This is a genomic window from Stenotrophomonas sp. YJH_SMC_81 (assembly GCF_059370875.1).
Window position 1 is genome coordinate 444,326 of sequence record NZ_JCAFUB010000004.1, and the last position, 25,749, is coordinate 470,074.

Sequence of the window (25,749 nt, forward strand, 5' to 3'; positions counted from 1 at the left end):
ATCCGTGGAGACGATCAATCGCAGGCGATTCCTGGCCTTGGCCGGCCTGTCGGCCGCAGGGGCCTGGATGGGCACGGCGCGCGCACTGGCCGCGCAGACCGACGCCACTGCACTGAACCCACGCAACCTGCTGGCCTCGCCGCGCTTTGCCAGCACGCCCTTCACCCTGGGCGTGGCCTCTGGTGATCCCTCGGCCGATGGCATGGTGCTGTGGACACGGCTGGCGACCGAGCCACTGGTGTTCGGTGGTGGCATGCCGGCCCGGCCGATGGTGGTCGAGTGGCAGCTGGCAGCAGACGAAGGCATGCGCAAGGTGGTACGCCAGGGTTCGGCCCTCGCGCATCCCGAACTCGGCCACGCGGTGCACGTGGAGCTGGACGGGCTGGCGCCCGGACGGCCCTACTGGTACCGCTTCACCGTAGGCGGCCACGCCAGCGCAGTGGGTTGTACGCGCACGCTGCCGTCAGCCACGGCAGCGGTGGACCGGGTGCGCTTTGTGGTGGCTGGTTGCCAGCACTACGAAGAAGGCCACTACACCGCGTGGCGACGCATCGCCGAGGAACCGCTCGATTTCGTCTTCCACTATGGCGATTACATCTACGAAGGCGAAAGCCAGCCGGGCCCGCGGAAGATGAACGGCCAGCCGTTCACCAACCTGCGCAACCACGTCGGCCCGCAGATCTATACGCTGGATGATTACCGCCGCCGCTACGCCCAGTACAAGAGCGACGCCGACTTGCAGGCCGCGCATGCGTCGGCCCCCTGGTTCGTCACCTTCGATGACCACGAAGTGGACAACAACTGGGCCGGCGCCGAAGACCAGGACGATACGCCCAGCGAAGTGTTCCTGCTGCGGCGCGCGCAGGCGTTCCAGGCCTACTACGAGAACATGCCGCTGCGCCGTACGGCATTCCCGCGCGATGGCCACATACAGATGTACCGGCGCGCACGCTACGGCACGCTGATGGATCTGCACCTGCTCGACACCCGCCAGTACCGCAGCAAGCAGGTGAACATGGCGCTGCGTGAGGAGGTGGAATCGCCGGAGCGCAGCATTGTGGGGGCGAAGCAGGAACGCTGGCTGTTCGACGGCTTGGCCGATGCGGCGCCGCGCTGGCATACCATCGCCCACCAGGTGGCGCTGGGCAACTACATGCGCGAGAAGGACGGGGTAGTGCAGTCGTCCGACGACCAGTGGTCGGGCTATCTGGACAGCCGCCGACGCCTGCTCGATCACATCCAGAAGGTGGGCTTCGGCAACGTGGTGACCGCTTGCGGCGACGCGCATCGCCACTACGCCAGCGATCTGGTACAGGACCACCGTGACTCGGGTGTGGTCTCCAGCGAGTTCCTCGCCACCTCGATCACTTCCGGTGCCGACGGCCAGGGCGTGGACGCGTATGCCATGAACCAGCTTGCGCACAGTCCCTACCTGAAGGCGACCACCGACAAGCGTGGCTACGTGCTGTGCGATGTCACCCGCGATGCGTGGATCGGCGACATGAAGACGCTGGATACCGTAATGCAGCCGAATGGCGCGCTGCAGAGCTGGAAGCGCTATGCGGTGGAGCACGGCCGGCCGGGGCTGCAGGAGGCCTGAATCTGCCGATCTGCCCCGTAGAGCCGAGCCCATGCTCGGCTGCTTCTCGCCCTGGTCGCATTGCCCCGACAAAGCAGCCGAGCATGGGCTCGGCTCTACAGAGGGCTCCTCAATCGTGCTCGAACCGCAATGGCTCGCTGCCCATTGCCGGGTCACTGGTGCCGGGGCGCCCATCCTCGGCGCGGCCGGCCAGTCGCAGTGCACTGTCGCCCGCACCGATGCGCAGGTCGTACCACCCTGCGGTGGGCGCCGCGTCCCACGCCACCGTGGCCTCAGCATGCGCCGGCAGCACCAGCGCCTGCTCCGGCATGTGCCCGGCATAGGCGCCGGCCTGCACCCGCACATTCTGCGCGCTGTTGTGCAGATTGCGCAGCTGCAGCCGTAGCTGGCCGTCCGCGCGCTCGATCGAAGCCTGCACGGCAGGCGCCTTGACCGCACCCTGGAAGTGGCGGTGGAAGCCGTTCGGACCAAGCAGCCAAAGGTCATAGCGACCCTGGGCGTCCAGCGGCCAGCGCTCGCGCAGTGGCGTACCTGGCAGCAGCGTGTAGCGGCGTGGTACCGCATCCAGCCGCAGCCGATCGTAGACATGCAGCACGGCCGCCGCGCCTTCGCAGGACAGCGTCAGATCCACACCCGAGGCATCGACTGCGGCAATCGATGCCTGCGGACGATAGGGCAGGGCGCGCGCCGGGCGTACACCGCTTTCCTGTTTCGCTGGTTTCAGCCCCTCTGGCAGCGTGGGCACGGTGCGTCCCGGCAAGGCAGCGGCGCGTGCGGCAACCGCACTCACGTCGGGCAGGCCGCGGACGAACGGGCGGGTATCGCGCTGGGCAAAGTCGAACGCAGTGCTGAGGTCGCCGCAGACCGCGCGGCGCCACGGCGAGATGTCCGGTGCGGCCACGCCAAAGCGGCGCTCGATCAGCCGTATGACCGAGGTGTGGTCGTACACCTGCGAATCGACCCAGCCGCCGCGACTCCACGGCGAGATCACGTACAGGGGCACGCGCGGTCCCAGACCGTACGGGCGCCCGCGCAGTTCGGCGAGATCGTACTTTTCGTCACCCGGTGCCGGGTGCCGGTGGTACTCGCCTTCGGTGCTGACCGAGGATACACCCGCCCAGCCACCGTCCACCGGCGAAGGCGGGGCAGGGGGCGGCATGTGGTCGAAGAAGCCATCGTTCTCGTCGAACATCAGCAGCAGGGCGGTGCGGCTCCACACGTCCGGATCGGCGGTCAGCGCATCCAGCACGCGTGCGGTATAGGCCGCGCCCTGTGCCGGGCTGGACGGGCCGGGATGTTCGCTGCCGGCCGCGTCGGCGATGATGAAGCTGACCTGCGGCAGGCGCCCGTCAATGACGTCCTGGCGCAGCTGCGTCAGGCCCCGCGTGCTGACCCCGCGAGCGCGCAGCTGCGGGTCATGCCCTGGCGCCGCGCGGTGTGCCTGACGGAAGGCCTCGAAACCCGCCAGCGGGTTGTCGGTGAAGTTGTCGGCCATGTCCTGGTAGATCTGCCAGGACACGCCGCCCCTCTGCAGGCGCTCGACATAGCTGGTCCAGCGGTACGACGCCGGGTGCCCACCCTGTTCAGGGAAATTGTCGTGCGAGTTGGCGATCACCGGGCCACCAGCGTGGGCCTGCGGATCGTTGTGGCCGGTCCACAGGAACACCCGGTTCGGGTTGGTGCCGGCCTGCATTGCGCAGTGGTAGGCATCGCAGATCGTGAAGGCATCGGCCAGCGCGCACTGGAACGGCAGGTCGCTGCGCTGGAAGTAGCCCATCGAATGGTTCTGCTTGGCCTTCGGCCATTGCCCCATGCGACCTTGGTCCCAGGCGCGCTGCGCATCGGGCCAGGTATGCGGCGTGCCTTCCACGCGCATGTAGCCGAAATGCGCGGCGGTATCCAGCGGGAACGGCGCGATCGCGCGCTTGCCGCTGGCATCGGGCTGCAGCCACAGGCTGCGGACGCGGCCACCAGCTTGCAGCGCGGCGGCCGGGGCGACGAACCGATCACCGAAGCCACGTACGCCCGGCAGCGTGCCGAAGTAGTGGTCGAACGAACGGTTCTCCTGCATGAACACCACGATGTGCTGCAGGTCTTCCAGGCTGCGCGTCTGCGCGGCGGGGGCGTTCGCGGCGGCCCGGGCGATGCTGGGCAGCAGTGGAGAAAAGCCGGCGGCAACGCCGGCCTGCAACAACCGGCGTCGGCCGATATCGGTCACGGGCTCACTCACAGGTCCACGCGGAAAGAGATGCCGACGGTGCGCGGAGCGCCGATGAAGGCGTTGTCGCGGCCGTCCACCCCTGCAAGATACCGCTTGTCGGTGAGGTTGCTCACCACCAGGTTGGCGCCCATGCCCTTCAGGCGCGGCGACAGGCCTTGCAGGTCGAAGCCGATGTTGGCGTTGAACACGGTGGCCGACGGCAGCTTGTTGACGTTGGCGGCGTCGAGATAACGCGTGCCCAGGTAACGGCCGGACAGGCCGAAGTTCCAGTTCTCACCCTGCCAGTCCGCCGACAGGACGAGGGTCTGTTCGGGCTGGCCGATCACCTTGGCGCCGTCGACGATGCCCAGCTGGGTATCACGCGCGGCATCGCCACTGCCCAGGTACTTGGAGCGGTTGTAGGTATAGGCGGCGTTGAGGCGCCAGCCGTTGTCCCAGCCATAGCCGAACGCCGCTTCCAGGCCGTTGCTTTCCACGCCGCCGAAGTTCTCGTAGACACCGTCGGTCTCGCCCAGGTAGTCAATGCCGCTGACGAAGCCGGCCGGCAGGTAGACGATGCGGTTGTCGAACTTGATGTTGTACAGCGTGACCGAGGCGGTCAGCGGCCAGCGGCTGATGCGCATGCCCACTTCAATGTTGTCGGCGGTCTCCGGCTCGACGTTGCGGAAGCGCTGCGGGTCGGTCTCGCCGAGCACGCCGGAAGGAATCGCGGCGAAGTTCTGCGAGAAGCCGGCGAACAGCTCCATGCCTTCCACGCCCGGCGCCCAGGTCAAGCCGGTGGACAGCAGCGGGTCGGACCTGGAATCGGATCTGACGTGCTCGCTGGCACCGATCACGCGGCGGCGCGACTGGTCGACGAAGAACTGCTTCACGCCCAGGCGTGCGCTGAACGGCCCGAACCTCGCCACGTCCTCGACGTAGTACATCTGCTCGTCAACCTTGTACTTGTCCTCGAACTGTACCCAGTACGGCTGATGGTCGAAGGCGATATCCTGGCCGACGTTGAGCAGGCGATGCCAGTCGCGGCGTGCCGATCGGTCCAGCTTCTCCACCCACAGGCCGCCACGGATCGTGTTGTCGACCGTGCCGAAGGTCTGCCGCCACTCGACGTCGGCGGTCACGCCCATGCGGTCGTTGTCGTAGTGGGTGTGGCGATACGACTGCGCGCCCAGCACGTTGCCGGCGTAGCAGTTCGGATCATATTCGGCAGTGAAACCCAGCCGCGGTGTGCAGTTGGCCAGGCGCTGCGCGGCGCTGCCGTCGGGATTGACGAAGAAGATCTGGCCACGATTGCTGCCGCCGTACACGGTCTTTCCACCGATGTACTCCGATTCGGGGCGGCCGGCACCGTCATCGCTGACCTGCGCCAGGTACGGTGGCAGCCAGTCGCCGCGGCCTTGCATGCGGTGCCCGTAGGCGGCCACCGAGGCCTTGAAGCCGTTGCCAGCGTCGAAGGCCGCGCGCAGGTAGCCGAAGGTGTTCGCGCGCAACGCACGCGAGCCGGAACGGTAGTTCTGGTCCAGGTAGGGAATGCCGGTGAGGGTACCGACCAGGTTGTCGCGATCCGGATTGGTCGCGAAGCCCTTCGGTGAGACGCTGGTGTATTCCGGCTCGTCCGCATCGTTGTAGGACAGGTAGCCGGTCAGCGTCCAGCGGTCCAGTTCGGTGATGAACTTGCCGGCGATGTGGTCGTTGCTGGCGTGCCCGGTGCCGTCGATCCAGTCGTGCACCTTCGACGAGGAGGCGCTGACCCAGGCGCGGGTGTGGCCGCCGAGCAGGCCGGTGTCGTAGCGCACGTAGTACTTGCGCGCATCGTTGTCACCGGCACCGACCACGAAGCGCAGGCGGCTGTCCTGCAACGGGTCGCTGGTGAGGAAGTTGAGCGTGCCGCCCAGCGCTTCGTTCGAGCGCGAGGAGATATCGGCGGTGCCCTGGCTGACTTCCACCGTTTCCAGGTCGAGGGTGTCGATGTAGCGGTTGGCCAGCGAGCCGCCGCCGTAACCGGAACCGCCGTTGGGCAGGCCATCGATGGTGGTGCCGATCTGCTGCGTATCGCGGTTGGTGACGAAGCCACGCATGCTGATCTGCGTGCCCCACACCGATGAGCCGGTGGCATCGGCTTCGCTGACCACCACGCCGGGCACTTCATTGAGCGCGTCGTTGACGCTGCTCATCACGGTCTGCCGGTTCAGCGTTTCCGCGCGCACCGCCGTCTTGGCGTAGCTGGTGGCCTGGCCGATCACCTGTACCTGGTCAAGGGTTCGCGCATCGCTGCTGCGCGCTTCGGCAGTCTCGCCCTGCGGTGCTTCGGCCAGGGCGTCCAGTGCGGGGGCGATCAGCAGGGCAAGCAGCGAGACACGGGGAAAGCGCGCAGACGTTCGCATCGAGACCGGACCTTCAGCAGAGGGAAGCCCCGGAGTGTCGGCAGCGCCAATGACATCGGCATGACGCGAAGATGCAGGAACCGTGTTGTGTGACGGCCCGCAGCTGCTGCCTGCATCAGTACCGCGCGTCCTTGGGTTTCGGGTCGCGCGGCCAGTCCTTGCCCTTGTTGGCGAAGTCCGGCCGCGGCTGGTTGATGAAGTAGCTGGCGATGTCCACCGCATCCTGGTCGAGCATCACCTGCTGCCCCAGCGGAGGTTCGCGGGTCACTGCCGGTGGCATGTTGTGCTTGACGAAACCGGCCGCCTTGTACAGGCGCGCCATGCCGGCGCCGATGTTGAAACTGTGGTCGCCCCACAGCGGCGGGAAAGCGATGTCACCACTGGCGTCGCGCCGGCCTTCGCCGTTGTCGCCGTGGCAGGCAGCGCACTGCGCGGCGTACAGCGCCTGGCCGCGGATCGGATCCGGGGCCAGCGTGCTGTCGATGGGCCCTTCGCTTGGCGCGGCGACTTTTGCACCGTCCGGCACTGCACTGTTTAGCCACGCCATGTAGTCGAGCATCGCGCGCATCTGTGGCGCGTCCTTCGGCAGCGGCTTGCCGTTCATCGAACGCTGCAGGCAGCCATTGATGCGTTCGGTCAGGCCGATCACCTTGCCAGGCCGCGGCATGTAACGCGGATAGGCGCCGCCACCGGTGTTGAAGTAGTGGTTGCCGAAGGGACGCTTGCCCTCGGCCATGTGGCACGAATTGCAGTTCAGATCGTTGCCGACGTTGTCCGGCAGCAGTCGTGCGGTTTCGTTGAGGATGCGGCGGCCGAGCATCACCGACTCGGCATTGCCGAGCCCGGCGATTTCTTCGGCGCTCGGCGCATGGTAGGCGCCGACCACCTTGCCCTGTGCATCGAGGATATCGATCGTGCCGGTCACGGCGGCATCCAGATCCGGGTACAGATGACGGTAAGCGAGGGTACCGGCGCCGGCCAGCAGCACCAGGGTGATCGCACTGCCGATCAGCAGGCGGGAACGCGTGCGCGAACGCTTCATTGTGCGGCCTCCTGCGGAACGTAGTGCACCGGCTTGTCGCGCACCACCCGGCGCATGCGCGCCACGTCGACCTCGCTCACTGCGCTGGCCTGATTGCCCCAGCTGCTGCGGATGAAGGTCAGGATCTGTGCCAGCTGCGCATTCGGCAGCTGCTCGAAGCCTGGCATGGTGAAGGCCATGCGGTCGTGCGGGGTCTGTGGCGTGCGGCCGCCGATCAGGGTCACCTGCACCAGCGAGCTGGGATCGTCGGCGAACACGATCGAGTTGCCGGCCAGGGCCGGATAGACGCGAGGCATGCCGCGGCCGTCGGCGCGGTGGCAGGCCTGGCAGTGCTCGGCATAGGCCAGCGAACCGGCCACGCGGTAGTCGCCGCTGCGCAGTGCGGCGGTGGTGGTGTCGGTGCCGGGCGACCACTGTGCGCTGCGTCCTTCGCGGGCGGGCAGCTGCTTCAGGTAGCGTGCCATCGCCAGCAGGTCCGCGTCGGACAGGTACTGCGTGCTGTGCTCGACCACATCGGCCATGCCGCCGAAAGCCGCCGAACGATCGGTGCGGCCGGTGCGCAGGAAGTCGACGATCTCGCCTTCGCTCCAGCTGGCCAGGCCGGTCGATTCGTTGCGCAGGTTCTTCGCGTACCAGCCTTCCAGCACCGAACCGGACAGGAACTGGCGGCTGCCATCATCGGCCATCGCCTTTTCCTGGAACGCCAGCCCGCGTGGCGTGTGGCAGGCACCGCAATGCGCCAGGCCTTCCACCAGTTCGGCACCACGCTGCTGGCCGGCGTCCAGCGACGGATCCGGGCTGAAGCTGCGTGGGCGTGCGAACAGCAGTTGCCACCATGCCAGAGGCCAGCGCATGTTGGCTGGCCATGGAATCGTGCTGTCGGCGTTGTCCTGCTTCACCGGCTGCACCGAGCCCATGAAATAGGCGTACAGCGCCTTGATCTCGGCGTCGCGGGCAATCACGTACGAGGCGTACGGCATTGCCGGATACAACGGCTGGCCATCGTGGCGGATGCCACGGCGCACCGCGCGTTCAAAGTCGGCATAGTCGTAGGCGCCGATGCCGGTTTCCGGATCGGGGGTGATGTTGGTCGAGTAGATCGTCCCCATCGGCGTCTGCATGCCGAGGCCACCGGCGAACGGCTTGCCGCCCGGCGCGGTGTGGCAGGCCGCACAGTCGGCGGCGCGCGACAGGTACTGCCCCTGTGCGATCAGCGCCGGGTCGTGGATGTCGACCTGCGCGGCCTGCCGAGGTGCGAACCAGTAGGGCGTGCTGCGGGCGATGCCATAGGCGGCGGCCAGCGCGGCGGCCAGGGCAATGGCGAGCTTGAACGAGGTGCGCATGGGGGCACTGTGGACAAGCATGCCGGCGTATTCATTGATCCGGATCAATGCCGAGGTCGATCGCGCCATTGTGACAACCTGAATCGATCCCGCATTGTCATCAAGCCGTCATCCACGCGCGATAGATGGCCCACGCCCGCGTCGTTAACCTGCCACGCTGTCGCATCCTTTCCCGATTGCCCATGAAGCGCCTGCTGCTGTTGTTGCTGGCGTGCGCCGGCCTGTGGCTGGCTGCATGCTCATCCTCGATCAACGCCTCGTCCACCTCGCTTGCCGACCGGCTGATCGCGCCAGGCGGCGTGTCGACCCTGCTCGATCGCCCGCGCATCGCCGCGGCCATTGCCGGGCTGCCCAACCGCCATGGCTTCGCAGCGGGTCGCGATGGCGTGCCGATCTTCTGGCGCGCGTTCGACCCCGGCGACTACGGCGCGCACTACCACTACCTTCCGCAGCGTCATGAGAACGGCCTGCCTCTTGATACCGGCCTGAGTCTGGCCGTGCCGCAGCCGTTCCGCGCGCAGGCGCCACGCGGCACCGTGGTGCTGCTGCACGGGTGGATGATGAATGGTGATTCGATGCTGCCATGGTCGCTGCAGCTGGCCGAGTCCGGCTACCGCGTGGTCACGCTCGACCTTCGCAACCATGGCCAGTCCGGTGCAGGTCCGTCCGGCTATGGCACCTATGAATCGGATGACGTCGTCGATGTCATCGGCGAGCTGCGCGCGCGCGGCGAAGTGACCGGCCCGCTGTACCTGTTCGGTGTGTCCTATGGTGCGGCCACGGCGGTGTTCACCGCCGACAAGCTGGGTGACCAGGTAGCCGGTGTGGTGGCGATGGAATCGTTCGCCAATGCCGGTGCGGCGATCCGCACGATGATCCCGCACCTGATGGGACTGCAGCCGGAGGGGCTGAAGGCGCAGGCGGTGGCGTCGTACGCACGCTGGCGCTATGGGGGCCAGGACATCAACCAGGTGATCGCCGCCGCCAGCCGCCGTATCGATGTCGATCTGGACCGCGTCGACGTCGCGCGTGCGCTGGCCGATACCCGCGCCTGCGTGCTGTTGCTGCACGGTCAGGGTGACCAGCACATTCCGGTCAGCCAGGGCCGGCAGCTTGCGCAGGCCAACCCGCGCGCGCACTACATCGAAATGCGTGGAGAGGACCACATCACCCTGCCGCTGCGGCTGGACCTGCTGGCCGGCGTGGTCGATGACTGGATGGCGCGCGACCAGCGCCACCCGCAGAGCGCGTGCCCAGCCCCACAGCTGCCGGCCCAGGCCGAATGGCTGGCACACGGCTGAAAAAACGGGACGGAGGGGATTAAGTCGTTTGCAGCACACTCGGGGCAGGTGCGACTTAATCCCCTCCGTCCCCTTTTTCTGTCAGGCCACGCGTCGGGCCAGTGAGCGGGCGGAGGCGGCTACGCCCAGCAGCAGTACGGCGACGCACAGGAAGGCAAAGCCGAGGCTGGTGGCGTGCGCCACTGCGCCGATCGCAGCCGGGCCAGCGAGGATGCCGGCGTAACCCAGTGTGGTCACGGCAGTGATGGCGATGCTTTCCGGCATCACCCGCTGCTGGCCTGCCATCGAGAACAGCGCCGGCACGATGTTGGCGCAGCCCAGCCCGACCAGTACGTAGCCGGCCAGCGCCACCGGAAACGAGGGCACCAGCGTGGCCAGGGTGAAGCCGGCCGCGGCCGTGATACCGCCGAAGACCAGGGTGCGGGTGCGGCCGAGGTGCTCGACGATGCCGTCACCGAACAGGCGCATTGCCGTCATCGCCAGGGTGAACAACGCGAAGCCGGCGCCGGCTTGGTCACGCGGCACCTGCCGCACTTCGGCCAGGAACACGGCGCTCCAGTCCAGCATCGAGCCCTCGGCGAGGAACACCACGAAGGCCAGTACGCCGATGAACAGCACCACGTCATGCGGCAGTGCCAGCAGCGGGCCTTCGTGCAGGATCCGTTGCGGACGCCAATGCGGCGCCGACAGCATCGCAACCAGCAGAAGTGCCACCACCGAAACCAGCGCGGCCAGCCACAGCGGCGTGCCGAGGATCAGCAGCCCGGTCATGCAGCCAGCACCGACGAATCCACCGATGCTGTAGAAGGCGTGGAAGCCGGACATCATCGCGCGCCCGGCATCGCGCTCGACCGCCACCGCCTGCATGTTCATCGCACAATCCAGTGCACCGACGCCGGCACCGAACACGAACAGCGCCGCGCCCAGCGACACCGGCGAGGTTGCCAGCACCAGCAAGGGTAGGGCGCACAGCATCATCGCGCAGGTGATCACCATCACCCGGCGGCAACCCAACCGCCCCGTCAGTGCACCTGCCAGCGGCATCGCCAGCAGCGAGCCGAGCCCGAGGCACAGCAGCACGGCGCCGAGGCTGGCGTCGGTCAGCCCGGCCTTGGCCTTGGCGTAAGGCACCATCGGCGCCCACGCGGCGGTGGCGAATCCAGGAATGAAGAAGGCGGCACGGGTGGCGTGCTGCTGGGCACGCGGAGATGAAGGCGTCATGCGAGAGCGGGTCCGGATAAACACTGTCATGAAAGCGTTTCCAGTCGCATCGGGCAAGGGGCATTCGGGTCACCGAAGGCCGAATACGATTGCGGGCCGTCCATCAGGCGCAGCGGGCCCGGCGATGCCTTTCCGCATCGCCGGGCCACGTCTTCAGGACAGGGCGTGTTTACAGCGGCAGGTCGAACACCAGCACTTCGGCGTCGTTGCCGTTTTCCAGGGTCAGCTGGGCTTCGTCACTGACCTGCAGCGCGTCACCGGCTTCCAGGGTGATGCCGTTGACCTGCAGCTGGCCACGCGCCACCTGCACATAGGCGCCACGGCCGTTGCCGAGCGCATGGTGCAGCTTCTGGCCGCCATCAAGAATGGTGGCGAAGATGCGGGCATCCTGGTGGATGCGCAGCGAGCCCTCGGCACCGTCCGGCGAAGCGATCAGGCGCAGCTGGCCGCGCTTGCTGTCCGGCGTGAAGTGGGTCTCCTCGTAGGACGGCGCGATGTTCTCGGTGTCCGGGAAGATCCAGATCTGCAGGAAATGCACGGTCTCGTCGGCGGAGTGGTTGAACTCGCTGTGGGTGACGCCGCTGCCGGCGCTCATGCGCTGCACGTCGCCGTAGCGCAGCACCGAACCGGTGCCCATCGAGTCCTTGTGTTCCAGTGCACCGCCCAGCACGTAGGAGATGATCTCCATGTTGCTGTGGCCGTGGGTGCCGAAGCCCTGGCCGCCGATCACCTTGTCTTCGTTGATCACCCGCAACGGGCCGAAGCTGACGTAACGGGGGTCGTAGTAGTTGGCGAAGGAGAAGGTATGGCGCGAGGACAGCCAGCCATGCTCGGCCAGGCCACGGGTAGCGCTCTTGCGGATCTGCAGCATGAGGGAATCTCCTTGTTCGATGGTTTCGATGGGGCGGGGTGGACCAGTGACCGCTGTGTTTCCCCGTTGGAGAGAAGTATCCGCTTGCGTCCGGGGTTTGAAAAACGGATAGTTTTGACGACCATCATCGAAAAATTCGAATGCTTAAGCTCAGCCTCGATGCCCTGCAGATCCTGGATGCCATCGACCGCCGTGGCTCCTTTGCCGCCGCCGGTAAGGCCCTGCACAAGGTGCCCTCGACGATCTCCTATACCGTGGCCAAGCTGGAGGAGGATCTGGGCGTGCAGCTGTTCGACCGGGTCGGCCCACGTGCAGAGCTGACCGAGGCCGGGCGCGCGCTGCTGGACGAAGGCCGACACCTGCTGCGCGCGGCCCGCGAGCTGGAGCTGCGGGTGCGCCGGGTGGCGTCGGGTTGGGAGACCGAACTGACCCTGGCGGTGGATTCGGTGTTCCCGACCTGGCTGCTTGGGCCGGATATCGCCGCATTCCGTGAGGCCGAGGCACCAACCCGGTTGCGGTTGATCGGCGAGGCCCTGTCCGGCACCTGGGAGGCCCTGCTCGACCGCCGTGCCGACCTGTTGGTCGGCGCGCCGGGCGAAGGGCCCAGTGGTGGCGGCTATGTGGTCGAGCCGCTGGGCACGGTGGCGTTCGTGTTCGCGGTGGCACCCGATCATCCGTTGGCCAACGTGCAGGGCGTGCTGGGCCGTGAGCAGCTGGTCGAGCATTGCGCGATCGCCGTTTCCGATTCGGCGCGCAGGCTGCTGCCGCGCACGGTGGGCCTGTTGATGGGGCAGGAGATGCTGACCGTGCCCGACATGGCCAGCAAATTGAAGCTGCAGTGCGAAGGCGTGGGCTTCGGCTTCTTGCCCGAGCCATGCGCGCGTGCTGCGGTGGCGCGTGGCCAGCTGGTGATCCGCGAGGTGGAGGAACACAAGCCGGAGGAAACGTTCTGGCTGGCCTGGCGCACCGGTGAGGATGGCGCGGCACTGCGCTGGTGGCGCGAGCGCCTACGCAGGCCGGAGCTGCTGTCGCAGTGGTGGCAGGCGATGGCCAAGGGGTAGGGGATTGGCAGGGCTGCGCCCTGTACCCGCTACGATCCAGAGCAACAGCAACAGCAACAGCAACAGCAGAAGCTGGTTTGCTGAGGGATGGCGGGGTGGGTCCGGTTGCGGGAGACGCCGTAGACCCCGCTCCGCGGTCCGGCCCAGCCGCTGGCGGCTGTGCGTTCGGGCGCTTGCGAAGCAGTGCTTCGCAAGCAAAGCGCCCTCACCCATGGGGGCTTGGCCGCGGCACCCATGCCGCGGACACTCCTGCAACCGGACCCACCCCGCCTTCGACACATTCCTGGGGCTGTTAGTGTGTGTCGACCTTGGTCGACACGATAGATCCACGCCATGCGTGGATGCTTTTCGATCTTGATTCGAAATATTCGATTCCGACGGAGATTCATCCACGCATGGCGTGGATCCATCAGATCGCTGAAATCTGTCAGAGGTGGGGCGGCATGGGCAGGCAGGACCGTTGGCGGCATGGATGCCGCCATCGAGCCCCCATGGATGGGTTTACGGCGTGTCCTGCCTGCCCATCCCGCCCCGCCATCCCTCGGAATGCCAGCTGTTGCTGTTGCTCCGGCCGTAGCTTCTGCAGGTGCAGGGCGCAGCCCTGCCGAAAAACACACATAAAAAAACAGCAGGCCGAGGCCTGCTGTTTCGGTGTAATGGTGCGCCCGGAGAGATTCGAACTCCCGACCGCCTGGTTCGTAGCCAGGTACTCTATCCAACTGAGCTACGGGCGCCAATTACATAAACTTGTTGTGCCGACTGTGTATGGTGCGCCCGGAGAGATTCGAACTCCCGACCGCCTGGTTCGTAGCCAGGTACTCTATCCAACTGAGCTACGGGCGCGCGGTACACAATCAAATTTTAAAACATTTCCAGCGGCGGATGCTGAAAACCTGTCGAGTGGTGCGCCCGGAGAGATTCGAACTCCCGACCGCCTGGTTCGTAGCCAGGTACTCTATCCAACTGAGCTACGGGCGCCCTGCGACAGGAGCGGAATTATGCGGATGTCGGCGCACACCGTCAACAGTTTTGTGAAAATTTTCATCCAACTGAATGAAAAAGCTGTCCGCCACGGCATCCGGTGCCTTCAGCCAGGCGAAATGATCGGCGCGCGTGCCCAGTTCCTGCGCGGACAGCACGCGCAGCTTCGCGTCCACATTCGGCAGCTTTGCGAGCAACGCCTGCATCGATCCGGTCGGAGCCAACCAATCGTGTTCCATCAGTACGGCCTGTGCGCTGCCGTGCACGCGCGCCATCTGTGCGTCGAGGTCTTCACCCATGCCCGCGGCAGCGTAGTGGTTGTTCAGCCCGACGCGTGCCCAGTCGGCGATCAGTCCGCGTGCTTCGGTGCCACCGAAGCCGAGGCGACGGCCATGCAGCACGCCCTGGCGCTGCGCGATCCACGGCAGGAAGCGGTAGACCAGTGGCAGCAGCCAGCCGCGGTGGCGGGAATCCACGCCAGAACGGTGAGCCGCTGGCCGCCAACCACAAGTGATGGAAGTGCAGAGGGTTGCGGCCGGCATGCACGCAGGCCAGCTGCCCGCCCAGGCTGTGACCACCGATGATCCAGGGCAGGGGGCCTGCTTCCTCGTCTGCGGCCGCCATGACCGCTTGGCTGGCCGGCAGATCCTGCTCGAGTACCTCGCGGTAGCCCCAGTCCTGCGCGCGCGACGGGCGTAGCGAGCTGCTGCCGTTGCCGCGCCACTCATGCAGGTAGACCGCCACGCCCTTCGCTGCCAGCGCCTGTGCCAGCGGCAGGTAGTGGCGCGCGGCCACACCCAGCGCTGGCAGCCACAACAAGCGGGCGATGGGCTGTGCGGGCATGCAGGCCATCACTTCGTAGCGATGCCCGTCGCTGCACTGCACTGGAAGGAGGGCCGGCGTCAGGTTCATGCGTGCGGTGCCGCGCCGAAGTGGTCGAGCACCCGTACCTCGCTGCGGCCGGGGGCATAGCCCTGCTGCAGGCCGCGCGCAACGTAGTCGATGCCGGCTTCGCAGGCGTTGGCCAGGCTCAGGCCGTTGCACAGCTGCGCGGCGATGGCCGAGGCCAGCGTGCAGCCAGTGCCGTGTGCATCCAGCGGCAGGCGGGCGTGGATGAATTCTTCGCTGCTCACGCCGTCGAAGTAGCGGTCGATTACGCGGTTGCCTTCCTGCAGGTGGCCACCTTTCAGCAGCACCGCATCGGCACCCAGGTCGAGCAGGGCGGAGGCCACCTGTTCGGCGTCATCGCCGTTGCCGATCTTCCGTCCGGCCAGCAGCTCTGCTTCCGGCGTGTTCGGGGTGATCAGCGTGGCCAGCGGGATCAGCCGCTCACGCATTGCCTGCAGAGCGTTGTCTTCCAGCAGGCGCGCGCCGCTGGTGGCGACCATCACTGGGTCCAGCACCACGTGTGGCGGGTGATGGCGCTCCAACGCATCGGCGACGGCATTGATCACCTCGGTGTTGGCCAGCATGCCGAGCTTCACCGCATGGATGTCGAAGTCATCGAAGCAGGCATCCAGTTGTGCACGCAGGAAATCGATCGGCGGCACGTGCACGGCGATGACGCCACGGGTGTTCTGTGCGGTCAGTGCGGCGATCGCGGAGAGTCCGTGCACGCGATGTGCTGCAAAGGCCTTCAGGTCGGCCTGGATGCCTGCGCCACCGCCGGAGTCGGAGCCGGCGATGGTGAGGGCGGATACGGGAGTGGTCGGGCTCATCAGGCGATTGTGCCGTGGTCCCGCAGGGGAGGGTAGATCCACGCCATGCGTGGATGCCTTTGATCCGTCAGGCGGGGTCAGATCCCTTTTCAGCAGGAAAAGGGATCTGGCCCCCGCAGCGCGGCCCTCAATGCCGCCAACGCGCCCACTGCTGGTACACCACATAGCCCAGGCCGGTCAGGCCGGTGAGCAGGGCGGGAGCAAGCAGGGCGTCGTACTGCCAGCGCGCGAACAGCCAGGCGCCGATCACGCCGCCGGCGAGGAAGCCACTGATGATCAGGCCGCTGAGGGTCAGTCGTCGTACCTGCAACGGCAGCCCGCGCAGCAGGTGGCCCAGGCCGATGCCGAGATCGGTGAACATGCCGCTGAGATGGGTGGTGCGTACCACCGCGCCGCTGAAGGTCGTAGCCATTGCATTCTGCAGGCCGCAGGCCATGGCGGCGGCCAGTGCGCCCCAGATCTGGTGCTCTTCAAACAGCGGAATGGCCACCAGCAAAAGAGCCGATTCCAGCGCCAGTGCCACGCCGTAGCGCCGGCCCAGCTGCAGGGTGCTGTCCTGGATCAGCAGGCCGCTGAGCATCGCGCCCAGCGAGAACGCGATCAGCAGGCCCCACAGGTGGCCGACCGCGCGCCAGTCGCCCTGGGCCAATGCCATGCCGAGCTGGCTGGTGCTGCCGGTCATGTGGCTGACCGCCTGATGCTCGAACCCGAGGAAGCCGACCACGTTGACCATGCCGGCCACGCACGAGAGTGCGACCGCGCCGATCCAGACCCAGGTGGGCAGGCGTATTCCCATCGGCGAGGCCCCTCAGGGCCCGCCGAAGCCGCCGTTGAACTGCAGCTCGCTGAAGGTGTTGCTGGCCGGGTCGAACACGGCGCCCCAGAACTGTGCGCCGCCATCGCAGACGCGGATCGCTTCGCGGGCCGGATTGACGCCGCTGTCGTCAGGCAGGTGGAAGGCGTTGATGTAGATCAGCCGCTTGCCGGCGCTTTCGATGCCGACGTACTGGCGGTCGAAGCCCAGCACCTTCGGGACCTGCGCTTCCAGCGACGACAGCTTCGCCTCCAGCTGGTCGACCTGCTGCCGGCTGGGCGCCCAGTAGCCCGACACCCGCCCGGCCTCGCGGCCGGGGCTGGGGCGCGAGCAGGTGTCGAGCACCTGCGCGGCGATGATCGGGCGGGTGACCACCCAGGACTGGCCGGTGCGCTCGGCGGTGGGCACGCTGGCCGGGCCGCGCGTGGTCGTACAGGCACCGAGCACGGCGGCGAGGGTGATCGCAGCCGTGGGCAACAACAGGCGCGTGCAGCGGTTCACAACACCTCCGAAGCGTAATCGGCCAGGCGCGAACGCTCGCCACGGCGCAGGGTGATGTGCGCACTATGCGGCCAGTTCTTGAAGCGGTCCACCGCGTAGGTCAGGCCCGAGGTGGTCTCGGTCAGGTACGGGGTGTCGATCTGCTCGACGTTGCCCAGGCACACGATCTTGGTGCCGGGGCCGGCGCGGGTGATCAGCGTCTTCATCTGCTTGGGGGTGAGGTTCTGCGCCTCGTCCAGGATCAGGTAGCGCGACAGGAAGGTGCGGCCGCGCATGAAGTTCATCGAGCGGATCTTGATGCGGCTGGCCAGCAGGTCGTTGGTGGCCTGGCGGCCCCATGTGCCGCCTTCCTGGTTGTGCGTGAGCACTTCCAGGTTGTCGGTCAACGCGCCCATCCACGGCGTCATCTTCTCTTCCTCGGTACCGGGCAGGAAGCCGATGTCTTCGCCGACGCTGACCGTGGCGCGGGTCATGATGATCTCGCGGTAGCGCTGCTGGTCCATTGTCTGCGCTAGGCCGGCGGCCAGTGCCAGCAGGGTCTTGCCGGTGCCGGCGGTGCCCAGCAGCGTGACAAAGTCGATCTCCGGGTCCATCAGTGCGTTGAGCGCGAAGTTCTGCTCGCGGTTGCGTGCGCTGATGCCCCACACGGCGTGGCTGCCGTGGCGGAAATCATCGACCAGCGACAGCACCACCTTGCCATCGCCGACCACGCGGCTGACGCGCAGCTCGACTTCATCCTCGCCCGGCAGGTAGACGTACTGGTTCGGATACCACTCCTCGCCGTCCTGCGCCTGGATTTCGTAATGCGAGCGGCCCTTGTCGCTCCAGCTGCGCAGGTCGTCGCCGTGGCGTTTCCAGAAGTCTTCCGGCAGCTCGGTAGCGCCGGTGTAGAGCAGGCTGAAATCGTCCAGCGCGCGATCGTTCTCGTAGTCCTCGGACACGATGCCGGCGATGGCGGCCTTGATCCGCAGGTTGATGTCCTTGGAGACGAACACCACCGGCAGGTCGGGGGTTTCTTCCTTCAGGGCCAGGATCGCGCCGAGGATGGCATTGTCCGGAATGACCTTGCCAAAGCTCTTGCCCGCGTCGAAATGGCTGGTCTGGAAGCGCAGTTTGCCGGCGCTCTGCTTGCCGCGCAGCTGCAGGCCGTTGGGGCGCTGCAGCGGAATGCCGTCGGCCAGGTTGTCCAGGCCCGATTCCTGCACCAGCTCGTTGAGGAAGCGGCTCACCTGGCGGGCGTTGCGGCTCGCTTCGGAGGTGCCCTTCTTGCCGTTGTCCAGCTCCTCGATCACCTGCATGGGCAGGTAGATGTCGTGCTCCTCGAATTTGAACAGCGCGGTCGGATCGTGCATCAGCACGTTGGTATCCAGCACGTAGATGCGCTTGCCTCGGGTCATCGTCGATTCCTGGTTACGGACAGGGAAAAACCACCACGGCCTGCTGCGGGGCAGGGTGATGGCAGACACAGTAGGCAGTGGGACTCACTTGGACTGGGAGGCCTTCAGTTCGGCGAGAACGGCATCGGCATGGCCGGCAACCTTGACCTTGCGCCAGGACTGCACGATGCGGCTGTCGGGGGAAATCAGGAAGGTACTGCGTTCGATGCCACGTACCTGCTTGCCGTACATGTTCTTCATCCTGATCACGTCGAAGGCGCTGCACAGCGCTTCGTCGCCATCGCTGACCAGCGGGAAATTGAAGCCCTGCTTGGCACAGAAGTTGTCGTGCGACTTCACCGAGTCGCGCGAGACGCCCAGCACGACGGCGCCGGCTTTCCTGAACTTCGGCAGCAGGGCGTTGAAGTCGATGCCTTCGGTGGTGCAGCCCGGGGTGCTGTCCTTGGGATAGAAGTACAGCACCAGCCATTGGCCGGCATAGTCGCCGAGGGTGGCCTGGTCGCCGCCGGACAGGGCCAGTGGCAGGGAGAGGGTGGTGCTGTCCAGGGTGTCGCCGTTGTTCATGAGGTCCTTCTGTCGAGCCTGGGTTCTTGCCATTACAGCTACATGAAACGCCACGCGCCCGTGAGAGACGCGCGAAGAATCAGAACTTCATCGGATCCATGATCGCGTCCAGGTTCAGGTGATCGCAGAACTCGAGGAAATCGTCGCGCAGCGCGGCGATGTGCATGTTGGCCGGCACGCCGATGGTGACCTGTGCGCTGAACATTTCCGCGCCGGTCTGCATGGCGCGGTAGCGCGTGCTCTGCAGGTTCTCGATGGTGATGCCCTGGCGGTCGAAGAAGTCGGCCAGCTGGAACAGGATGCCCGGCTTGTCGGCGGCGATCACTTCGACGATGTACGGCAGCAGGTTGGACTGCGCCTGCTTGGCGGCGGTGCGGTACCAGACCAGCTTCAGGCCTTCCTCGCGCTCCAGCCGGGTCAGCATCGCCTCAAGCTTGGCCACCGAGTCCCAGGAGCCGGTGGCCAGGGCGGTGACCGAGACATCGCGGCCGACCGTGGCCAGGCGTGCATCCACCAGATTGCAGCCGCTGTCGGCGATGCGGCGGGTGACGGACAGCAGGGGGGACTCCGGATGCGTCGTATAGGCGTTGATCAGGAGGTGGTTTTCGCTCGGCGCGGGGCGCGGGGTGGTGTCGGTCAAGGCGATTCCGGGTAATGCATGCGTTAGTCTGAATGCCCGCCAGAGGCGGGGATTCACCGGTGTCCAGCATACTTGCCCGTGCTTTCGCGCCGCAAGTAACATTCAAGTCGCCCCCGGCCTTTCGTGGCGGGCGTTTTCCCTTCCCAGCCAAGAGCAGCACGTCCTTGTCCCTTTCCGGCCTCATCACCGCGCTGGCGACCCCGTTCCGGGCCGACGGCGCCCTCGATCCCGACGGTTGGCAGCGCCTGCTGCACCTGCAACTGGAAGGTGGCGTCCATGGCGTTGTCGTAGCCGGCTCTACCGGCGAAGCGGCAACCCTCACCGACGCCGAGTACGACCTGCTGCTGGCCAGCGCGGTCGAGCGCATCGGCGGTCGCATTCCGGTCATGGCCGGTACCGGCCTTTCGGGCACTGCCAAGACCATCGAACAGACCCGTCGTGCCGCCGCCCTCGGCGCCAGCCACGCGCTGGTGGTCACGCCGCCGTACGTGCGCCCCACCCAGGCCGGCCTGATCGCGCACTACCGTGCGGTGGCCGACCAGGGCGGGCTGCCGGTCGTGCTGTACAACGTGCCCGGCCGTACCGGTTGCGACATGCAGCCTGAGACTGTGGCCGAGCTGGCCAGCCACCCCAACATCGTCGGCATCAAGGAGGCGGTGGGCGACACCGGCCGGGTGCAGGCGCTGCTCGCTCTGCGCAGCCCACAGTTCGCCGTGCTCAGCGGGGACGACGGTACGGCCGCGCGTTCGATCCAGGCCGGTATCGACGGCCTGATCTCAGTGGGTTCCAACGTGCTTCCCGGTGCCTACCGCCGGATGTGCGAGCTGGCCGCCGCACACGACCACGAAGCCACCGCGTCGTGGGATGCGCGCCTGCATCCCTTCCATGATTTCTGCGGCGTCGAACCGAACCCGATCCCGGTCAAGGCGCTGCTGCGCCGCATCGGCATCGGTCACGACCTGCGCCTGCCACTGCTGCCGTTGTCGGCAGCGCATCATCCGGCTGCCGACCATCTTGCCGGCGACATCGCCGCCCTCGAAGCCCTTTCCAGCCACTGACCTTCCGTCTTGGTCTGACCCAGGAGATTCACATGCGTCAATCCGTTTCCACCGTCCGCGTGCTGTCCTATGCCCTGCTTGCTGTGGCGGTCGCTGCCGGCACCACCGGCTGCTTCAAGCGCGGCGCCAAGGGCGACTACGCCCTGGCCCCGGAAATGCGTCCGCTGGAAGTGCCGCCGGACCTGAACCTGCCCAATGCCACCACCGACAACAAGGTGCCGACGTTGGCCTCGGCCACCAAGCCGGCGGCGCCGGTTGCTGCGGCTCCGGCAGCCGGCAGCACCGGTTTCACCATTGCCGGTGGCAAGGATGAAGCCTTCGCCAAGGTCGGTACCGCACTGGAAGGCGTGGAGGGCGTGACCATCGCCAGCCGCGCGCAGTTGCTGGGTTCGTACGACGTGGCCTACGAGGGCAGCAACTTCCTGGTCCGCGTAGTGGCCGTCGATGCCGGCGCCTACATCTCCGCGGTTGACCCGCGTGGCCTGCCGGCCACCGCCGAAGCGCCGGTGAAGCTGATCGCCGCGCTGAAGGCGAAGCTCGCCCAGTAAGGGCTGGTCGGGTGGCTGCGGGCCTTGGTCCGCACCCGCTCTGGTAGCGGCCGACCTTGGTCGGCGCTTTTGTGCCAACCAAGGTTGGCACCTACCAGGTCGCGCGGTTGGCACCGGCCGGAACGCACGGTTGGGGTCTGCCGAAGAACAGAAAAGGGCGCCCATGGGCGCCCTTTTCGTTACCGCCGTGGGCGCTTCTCAGCGCTCCAGCAGCTTCAGCTTGTCCGGCTTGCCATCCCATTCGCCGGCGTCGGCGGGCGGGTCCTTGCGCACGGTCAGCACCGGCCACTCCTTCGCCAGCTCGGCGTTGAGGGCAACGAAGCCTTCCTGTCCGGCAGGAACGTCGTCCTCCGGGAAGATCGCATTGACCGGGCACTCCGGCTCGCAGAGGGTGCAGTCGATGCACTCATCCGGGTCGATCACCAGGAAGTTCGGGCCTTCGTGGAAGCAATCCACGGGGCACACTTCCACGCAATCGGTGTGTTTGCACTTGATGCAGTTTTCGGTGACGACAAAGGGCATGGGCTTGGGGGTGGATCGATTCCTGAACCCGCCAATTCTAGAACAGGTTGGCCCCCGGTGTCGGCGCGGGGCGGAAAACGGGCGTCTGGCAGGCGCGACCGTGGGAGTCATTGGCGGCACGGCGGGGGCTGTGCGACGCTGCGGGGCACTCGGTCGCCCACCGTGGCCGGACTCCCTTCCCAGCAGGATCGTCCATGTCCCAAACCCAGCCCAGCACCGCGCCGCATGGCGGTGAGAACACTGCATTCATCGTCCTGATCAGCTGCGTGGCCACCCTTGGTGGATTCCTGTTCGGTTTCGACAGTGGTGTCATCAATGGCACGGTCGATGGCCTCCGCCAGGCCTTCAACTCCAGTGAGGCGGCGCTCGGTTTCGAAGTCGCCTCGATGCTGCTGGGCTGCGCGATCGGCGCCTTCCTGGCCGGGTGGCTGGGTGATCGCCTGGGGCGCCGCGGTGTCCTGATCGTGTCAGCGCTGATGTTCCTTGTCTCGGCGCTCGGTGCCGGCGCGGCCCACGCGTCCTGGCTGTTCATCGCCGCCCGCGTGCTGGGCGGTTTCGCGGTGGGCGCGGCCAGCGTGATGTCACCGGCCTACATCGCCGAAGTCGCCTCGGCGCGTTACCGCGGCCGGCTGGCCACGGTGCAGCAGATGGCGATCATCTGCGGTTTGTTTGCGGCCTTCCTCAGCAATTACCTGCTGGCGCGTGCCGCCGGCGCCTCGACCGCGCCCCTGTGGCTGGGCCATGAGGCCTGGCGCTGGATGTTCTGGATGCAGGCGCTGCCCTCGGGGCTGTTCCTGCTGTTGTTGCTGGTGATCCCGGAAAGCCCGCGCTTCCTGGTGTTGAAGGGGCGGCAGGGGCAGGCGAGGGCGGTGTTGACGCGGCTGTACGGCGAGGCCGCGGCCACCGCCAAGCAGGCCGAGATCGAAGCCAGCCTTGCCCAGGACCAGCACAAGCCGCGCTTCGGCGACCTGCGCAACAAGACCACCGGCAAGCTGCGCCCAATTCTCTGGGTGGGTATCGGCCTGGCCATCTTCCAGCAGCTGGTCGGCATCAACGTGGTGTTCTACTACGGCGCGGTGCTGTGGCAGGCGGTGGGTTTCTCGGAAAGCGACGCGCTGCTGATCAACGTGTTGTCCGGCGCGCTGAGCATCGGTGCCTGCCTGCTGACGGTACTGCTGATCGACCGCATCGGGCGCAGGCCGCTGCTGTGGATCGGTTCGGTCGGCATGTCGGTGGCGCTGGTGCTGATGGTGGTGGCGTTTGCCAGCGGCAGCCTTGTCGATGGGCGCCTGCAGCTGTCCGATGGCATGGGGCGGCTGGCGCTGGTGGCAGCCAACGTCTACGTGGTGTTCTTCAACATGTCCTGGGGCCCGGTGATGTGGGTGATGCTGGGCGAGATGTTCCCCAACCAGATCCGCGGCCCGGCGCTGGCGGTGGCGGGTGCGGCGCAATGGACCTCGAACTTCGCGATCACCGTGACGTTCCCGATGCTGCTGGCCGGCATCGGCCTGGCCGGCGCCTATGGCATCTACGCCGTCGCGGCGATCCTCTCGATCGTCTTCGTGGTCCGCTACGTGCGCGAGACCAAGGGCAAGGAGCTGGAGCAGATGGAAGGCTGACGGCCGGCCTGTGTTTCAGCGCCTGCTTTCTTCATGGGGAGGCGGCAGGCCAGCCGATCCAAGACAGCACGTCGGGATTGAATTGGCTGCGGATGAGCGAGGCTGTTCGTGCCGCCTTCGCGGGAAACTGTCAGGAGGGGGCGGGCCACCCTGGCCTGGACCGTTGGCGCCATGGATGGCGCCATCGAGCACCATGGATGGGCTTTTGCGTGTCCAGGCCAGGGTGGCCCGCCCCCTCCCACGCAGGAACAGAGAGGCGCACAAGCGGCCAATCCGACCGCAATCACTGCAACCCCGGAAAACAGAAAAGCCCGCACAAGGCGGGCTTTTTCGGTTCCTGCTGCGGCGACTGGCGCTCCCTAGGGGACTCGAACCCCTGTTTTAGCCTTGAGAGGGCCACGTCCTAACCACTAGACGAAGGGAGCGTAACTGTGTCGCTGCCGAGGCAGGAGCGCTAGTATATGCACCTCGATGCCATTGGGCAATCCCGAAACTTCAACCGGAAGCGCCAACATCATTTCCCCTGCTACATCACCGTTCAGCCTGCGCGTCATCCCGCGCGACCAGCACACGATCTCCCGCAAGGACATCAGCCCGAACGCCCTGCGCGTGCTTTATCGCCTGCGCGATGCCGGCTTCGGCGCCTACCTTGTCGGCGGCGCGGTGCGCGACCTGCTGGTCAATGGCCAACCCAAGGATTTCGACGTGGCCACCGATGCCACGCCCGAACAGGTCAAGCAGCTGTTCCGCAACTGCCGCCTGATCGGTCGTCGGTTCCGCCTCGCCCACGTAGTGTTCGGCCGCGAAATCATCGAAGTCGCCACCTTCCGTGCCAACAGCGATGACGGCAGCGGCGACCGCGAGATGGAAAACGGCATGCTCGTGCGCGACAACGTGTACGGCACCATCGAAGACGACGCGGTCCGCCGAGACTTCACCTGCAACGCCCTGTACTACGCCATCGAGGACTTCTCGGTGCGCGACTACACCGGCGGCTTCGAAGACGTCCAGGCGCGCCTGATGAAGCTGATCGGCGATCCCGAGCAGCGTTATCGGGAAGACCCGGTGCGCATGCTGCGTGCGGTGCGCCTGGCGGCCAAGCTCGGCTTCCAGATCGAAGAGGGGACCGCTGCGCCCATCCCGCACCTGGCCGGCCTGCTCAATGAAGCCGCGCCGGCGCGCCTGTTCGAGGAAGTGCTCAAGCTGTTCCTGTCCGGGCACGGCGTGGCCAGCTTCGAAGGCCTTGAGCGTTACGGCCTGCTCGACGTGCTGTTCCCGGAGAGCGCCAAGGCGCTGAAGTCCAACCGCACCGGCGCGCTGCGCCGCATGCTGGTCGAAGGCCTGGCCAACACCGATGCCCGCGTGGCCAACGACGAGCCGGTCTCGCCGGCGTTCCTGTTCGCGTTGCTGCTGTGGCCGGCGTTCTGCCGCGCACAGGCGACCCTGCTCAAGCAGGGGGTGGCACCGGAAGAGGCGCAGCGCCGCGCCGCCGACCGGGTCACCGTGCAGCAGCTCAGCACCATCGCGCTGCCGCGCCGCTTCTCGCTGCCGATGCAGGAGATCTGGCTGCTGCAGTCGCGCTTCAGCTCGCGCCAGCGCAAGCGCGTGTTCCGTACCCTGACCCACCCGCGCTTCCGCGCCGCGTTCGATTTCCTCAGCCTGCGCCAGGTCGCTTCGTCCGAGCATGCAGTGGATGTCGAGTTCTGGCGCGAAGCACAGGCGCAGTCCGGTCGCGAGCTGGAGTCGTCGCTGGATGCGATGCACAGTGAAGACGGCGATGACGAGAGCGGGGCACCGCGCAAGCGCCGCCGTCGCCGTCGACGTCCCGGTGCTGCTGCGGCGGGCGAGTAAGCGATGACCCTCGCCTGGATCGGCCTCGGCGCCAACCTTGGCGACGCGGCCGCGACCGTGGGCGCGGCGATTGCCGCGCTGGACGGCCTGCCGGGAACGCGCCTGCGACAGGCCTCGCGGCTCTATGCAACCCCGGCCTGGGGCAATGAAGACCAGCCGCCGTTCGTCAATGCCGTGGCTGCGGTCGAAACCACCTTGGCGGCCGATGAGTTGCTGCATGCCATGCTGGCGCTGGAGCGGGGCTTTGGCCGCGTGCGCGATCCGGCGGTGCACTGGGGGCCGCGCGCGCTGGACCTGGACCTGCTGCTGTATGGCACGCAGGTCCTCGATCAGCCCGGTCTGCAGGTACCCCATCCCTACCTGCACGAGCGCGCCTTCGTGTTGGTGCCGCTGGCCGAAATCGCGCCTGATCTGGCCATTCCCGGTCATGGCAGCGTGCGGGATGCAGTGGTGCGGGTGGATGCCTGCGGGATTGCGCCGATAGGGTGATAA

The 25,749-nt window shown here is 66.8% G+C and carries 23 protein-coding genes and 4 tRNA genes; 8 read left to right on the forward strand and 19 right to left on the reverse strand.

Features of this window, described 5'->3' with window-relative positions:
* The first annotated feature begins 4 nt into the window (after nt 1-4).
* Entirely contained in the window at nt 5-1,600 is a 1,596-nt protein-coding gene (locus tag AC5P8U_RS11580; protein WP_088497753.1) for an alkaline phosphatase D family protein, read from the forward strand.
* Between the two features lie 109 nt (nt 1,601-1,709).
* On the opposite strand, the gene AC5P8U_RS11585 is transcribed toward AC5P8U_RS11580, so the two are convergent.
* The 4 genes from AC5P8U_RS11585 to AC5P8U_RS11600 form a co-directional block, all read right to left on the reverse strand.
* Nucleotides 1,710-3,818, reverse strand: a complete 2,109-nt coding sequence (locus tag AC5P8U_RS11585; RefSeq protein WP_495214150.1) for a phosphocholine-specific phospholipase C — start codon at nt 3,816-3,818, stop codon at nt 1,710-1,712.
* An 8-nt stretch (nt 3,819-3,826) separates the two neighbouring features.
* Nucleotides 3,827-6,205, reverse strand: coding sequence for a TonB-dependent receptor domain-containing protein (locus AC5P8U_RS11590; RefSeq protein WP_495214152.1), 2,379 nt, complete (start codon nt 6,203-6,205; stop codon nt 3,827-3,829).
* Nucleotides 6,206-6,320: 115 nt separating this feature from the next.
* Nucleotides 6,321-7,247, reverse strand: coding sequence for a c-type cytochrome (locus AC5P8U_RS11595; RefSeq protein WP_227837788.1), 927 nt, complete (start codon nt 7,245-7,247; stop codon nt 6,321-6,323).
* Nucleotides 7,244-8,590, reverse strand: coding sequence for a c-type cytochrome (locus AC5P8U_RS11600; RefSeq protein WP_495214158.1), 1,347 nt, complete (start codon nt 8,588-8,590; stop codon nt 7,244-7,246). Before AC5P8U_RS11600 ends, AC5P8U_RS11595 begins: the two co-directional genes overlap by 4 nt.
* 182 nt (nt 8,591-8,772) lie before the next feature.
* On the opposite strand from AC5P8U_RS11600, the gene AC5P8U_RS11605 reads away from it, so the two are divergent.
* Entirely contained in the window at nt 8,773-9,891 is a 1,119-nt protein-coding gene (locus AC5P8U_RS11605; RefSeq protein WP_188241246.1) for an alpha/beta hydrolase, read from the forward strand.
* 81 nt (nt 9,892-9,972) lie between these two features.
* Here AC5P8U_RS11605 and AC5P8U_RS11610 read toward each other — a convergent pair whose 3' ends face one another.
* Together AC5P8U_RS11610 and AC5P8U_RS11615 are read right to left on the reverse strand one after the other, a co-directional pair.
* On the reverse strand, nt 9,973-11,112 hold the full coding sequence (locus tag AC5P8U_RS11610) for an MFS transporter (protein ID WP_447897575.1): 1,140 nt from the start codon (nt 11,110-11,112) through the stop codon (nt 9,973-9,975).
* A gap of 169 nt (nt 11,113-11,281) precedes the next feature.
* On the reverse strand, nt 11,282-11,983 hold the full coding sequence (locus AC5P8U_RS11615; protein ID WP_005416106.1) for a pirin family protein: 702 nt from the start codon (nt 11,981-11,983) through the stop codon (nt 11,282-11,284).
* Between the two features lie 140 nt (nt 11,984-12,123).
* On the opposite strand from AC5P8U_RS11615, the gene AC5P8U_RS11620 reads away from it, so the two are divergent.
* On the forward strand, nt 12,124-13,044 hold the full coding sequence (locus tag AC5P8U_RS11620) for a LysR substrate-binding domain-containing protein (protein WP_188218083.1): 921 nt from the start codon (nt 12,124-12,126) through the stop codon (nt 13,042-13,044).
* A 657-nt stretch (nt 13,045-13,701) separates the two neighbouring features.
* Here AC5P8U_RS11620 and AC5P8U_RS11625 read toward each other — a convergent pair.
* The 11 genes from AC5P8U_RS11625 to AC5P8U_RS11675 all read right to left on the reverse strand — a co-directional run bounded on the left by AC5P8U_RS11625 (nt 13,702) and on the right by AC5P8U_RS11675 (nt 19,659).
* Nucleotides 13,702-13,778, reverse strand: a tRNA-Arg gene (locus tag AC5P8U_RS11625).
* Between the two features lie 32 nt (nt 13,779-13,810).
* Nucleotides 13,811-13,887 (reverse strand) — tRNA-Arg (locus tag AC5P8U_RS11630).
* Nucleotides 13,888-13,945: 58 nt separating this feature from the next.
* Nucleotides 13,946-14,022, reverse strand: a tRNA-Arg gene (locus AC5P8U_RS11635).
* A complete protein-coding gene (locus tag AC5P8U_RS11640) occupies nt 14,013-14,324 on the reverse strand; it encodes a hypothetical protein (RefSeq protein WP_447897439.1) in 312 nt (103 codons plus the stop codon). Before AC5P8U_RS11640 ends, AC5P8U_RS11635 begins: the two co-directional genes overlap by 10 nt.
* Nucleotides 14,317-14,937, reverse strand: a complete 621-nt coding sequence (locus AC5P8U_RS11645; RefSeq protein ID WP_495214153.1) for an alpha/beta fold hydrolase — start codon at nt 14,935-14,937, stop codon at nt 14,317-14,319. Before AC5P8U_RS11645 ends, AC5P8U_RS11640 begins: the two co-directional genes overlap by 8 nt.
* On the reverse strand, nt 14,934-15,743 hold the full coding sequence (gene thiD / locus AC5P8U_RS11650; RefSeq protein WP_252744887.1) for a bifunctional hydroxymethylpyrimidine kinase/phosphomethylpyrimidine kinase: 810 nt from the start codon (nt 15,741-15,743) through the stop codon (nt 14,934-14,936). Before thiD ends, AC5P8U_RS11645 begins: the two co-directional genes overlap by 4 nt.
* A 127-nt stretch (nt 15,744-15,870) precedes the next feature.
* Entirely contained in the window at nt 15,871-16,539 is a 669-nt protein-coding gene (locus tag AC5P8U_RS11655; RefSeq protein ID WP_053500054.1) for a YoaK family protein, read from the reverse strand.
* A gap of 12 nt (nt 16,540-16,551) precedes the next feature.
* Nucleotides 16,552-17,058 (reverse strand): hypothetical protein, encoded by a 507-nt coding sequence (locus AC5P8U_RS11660; protein WP_439426769.1) that lies wholly within the window; start codon nt 17,056-17,058, stop codon nt 16,552-16,554.
* Nucleotides 17,055-18,455: a PhoH family protein gene (locus AC5P8U_RS11665; protein WP_005409049.1), complete on the reverse strand. Its 1,401-nt coding sequence runs from the start codon at nt 18,453-18,455 to the stop codon at nt 17,055-17,057. The genes AC5P8U_RS11660 and AC5P8U_RS11665 overlap by 4 nt, the downstream gene beginning before the upstream one ends.
* A gap of 84 nt (nt 18,456-18,539) precedes the next feature.
* Nucleotides 18,540-19,019, reverse strand: a complete 480-nt coding sequence (locus tag AC5P8U_RS11670) for a peroxiredoxin (RefSeq protein WP_049411307.1) — start codon at nt 19,017-19,019, stop codon at nt 18,540-18,542.
* 79 nt (nt 19,020-19,098) lie between these two features.
* Complete coding sequence (locus AC5P8U_RS11675) at nt 19,099-19,659, reverse strand: glycine cleavage system transcriptional repressor (RefSeq protein WP_005409051.1); 561 nt, start codon at nt 19,657-19,659, stop codon at nt 19,099-19,101.
* 164 nt (nt 19,660-19,823) lie between these two features.
* Here AC5P8U_RS11675 and dapA point away from each other — a divergent pair, with 164 nt between their 5' ends.
* Nucleotides 19,824-20,717 (forward strand): 4-hydroxy-tetrahydrodipicolinate synthase, encoded by an 894-nt coding sequence (dapA, locus tag AC5P8U_RS11680; RefSeq protein WP_061480294.1) that lies wholly within the window; start codon nt 19,824-19,826, stop codon nt 20,715-20,717.
* Nucleotides 20,718-20,749: 32 nt separating this feature from the next.
* Complete coding sequence (locus AC5P8U_RS11685; RefSeq protein ID WP_005416115.1) at nt 20,750-21,265, forward strand: hypothetical protein; 516 nt, start codon at nt 20,750-20,752, stop codon at nt 21,263-21,265.
* Between the two features lie 198 nt (nt 21,266-21,463).
* On the opposite strand, the gene fdxA is transcribed toward AC5P8U_RS11685, so the two are convergent.
* The gene (fdxA, locus tag AC5P8U_RS11690) at nt 21,464-21,787 is read right to left on the reverse strand and encodes a ferredoxin FdxA (protein WP_005409054.1); all 324 of its coding nucleotides are present in this window, start codon (nt 21,785-21,787) and stop codon (nt 21,464-21,466) included.
* A 194-nt stretch (nt 21,788-21,981) separates the two neighbouring features.
* Here fdxA and AC5P8U_RS11695 point away from each other — a divergent pair, with 194 nt between their 5' ends.
* Nucleotides 21,982-23,406: a sugar porter family MFS transporter gene (locus AC5P8U_RS11695; protein WP_072168339.1), complete on the forward strand. Its 1,425-nt coding sequence runs from the start codon at nt 21,982-21,984 to the stop codon at nt 23,404-23,406.
* A gap of 350 nt (nt 23,407-23,756) precedes the next feature.
* Here the strand turns inward: AC5P8U_RS11695 and AC5P8U_RS11700 are convergent.
* Nucleotides 23,757-23,831: transfer RNA gene (locus tag AC5P8U_RS11700), tRNA-Glu, on the reverse strand.
* A 52-nt stretch (nt 23,832-23,883) separates the two neighbouring features.
* Here AC5P8U_RS11700 and pcnB point away from each other — a divergent pair.
* Complete coding sequence (gene pcnB / locus AC5P8U_RS11705; protein ID WP_049411322.1) at nt 23,884-25,257, forward strand: polynucleotide adenylyltransferase PcnB; 1,374 nt, start codon at nt 23,884-23,886, stop codon at nt 25,255-25,257.
* 3 nt (nt 25,258-25,260) lie between these two features.
* Complete coding sequence (gene folK, locus AC5P8U_RS11710) at nt 25,261-25,746, forward strand: 2-amino-4-hydroxy-6-hydroxymethyldihydropteridine diphosphokinase (RefSeq protein WP_072168338.1); 486 nt, start codon at nt 25,261-25,263, stop codon at nt 25,744-25,746.
* The last annotated feature ends 3 nt before the right edge of the window (nt 25,747-25,749 follow it).

Coding starts and splice junctions, on each gene's coding strand:
- AC5P8U_RS11590 (WP_495214152.1), bottom strand. CDS start 6,205: ATGCGAACGTCTGCGCGCTTTCCCCGTGTCTCGCTGCTTGCCCTGCTG.
- AC5P8U_RS11595 (WP_227837788.1), bottom strand. CDS start 7,247: ATGAAGCGTTCGCGCACGCGTTCCCGCCTGCTGATCGGCAGTGCGATC.
- AC5P8U_RS11600 (WP_495214158.1), bottom strand. CDS start 8,590: ATGCGCACCTCGTTCAAGCTCGCCATTGCCCTGGCCGCCGCGCTGGCC.
- AC5P8U_RS11605 (WP_188241246.1), top strand. CDS start 8,773: ATGAAGCGCCTGCTGCTGTTGTTGCTGGCGTGCGCCGGCCTGTGGCTG.
- AC5P8U_RS11610 (WP_447897575.1), bottom strand. CDS start 11,112: ATGACGCCTTCATCTCCGCGTGCCCAGCAGCACGCCACCCGTGCCGCC.
- AC5P8U_RS11615 (WP_005416106.1), bottom strand. CDS start 11,983: ATGCTGCAGATCCGCAAGAGCGCTACCCGTGGCCTGGCCGAGCATGGC.
- AC5P8U_RS11620 (WP_188218083.1), top strand. CDS start 12,124: ATGCTTAAGCTCAGCCTCGATGCCCTGCAGATCCTGGATGCCATCGAC.
- AC5P8U_RS11640 (WP_447897439.1), bottom strand. CDS start 14,324: ATGGGTGAAGACCTCGACGCACAGATGGCGCGCGTGCACGGCAGCGCA.
- AC5P8U_RS11645 (WP_495214153.1), bottom strand. CDS start 14,937: ATGAACCTGACGCCGGCCCTCCTTCCAGTGCAGTGCAGCGACGGGCAT.
- thiD (WP_252744887.1), bottom strand. CDS start 15,743: ATGAGCCCGACCACTCCCGTATCCGCCCTCACCATCGCCGGCTCCGAC.
- AC5P8U_RS11655 (WP_053500054.1), bottom strand. CDS start 16,539: ATGGGAATACGCCTGCCCACCTGGGTCTGGATCGGCGCGGTCGCACTC.
- AC5P8U_RS11665 (WP_005409049.1), bottom strand. CDS start 18,455: ATGACCCGAGGCAAGCGCATCTACGTGCTGGATACCAACGTGCTGATG.
- AC5P8U_RS11670 (WP_049411307.1), bottom strand. CDS start 19,019: ATGAACAACGGCGACACCCTGGACAGCACCACCCTCTCCCTGCCACTG.
- AC5P8U_RS11685 (WP_005416115.1), top strand. CDS start 20,750: ATGCGTCAATCCGTTTCCACCGTCCGCGTGCTGTCCTATGCCCTGCTT.
- fdxA (WP_005409054.1), bottom strand. CDS start 21,787: ATGCCCTTTGTCGTCACCGAAAACTGCATCAAGTGCAAACACACCGAT.
- AC5P8U_RS11695 (WP_072168339.1), top strand. CDS start 21,982: ATGTCCCAAACCCAGCCCAGCACCGCGCCGCATGGCGGTGAGAACACT.
- folK (WP_072168338.1), top strand. CDS start 25,261: ATGACCCTCGCCTGGATCGGCCTCGGCGCCAACCTTGGCGACGCGGCC.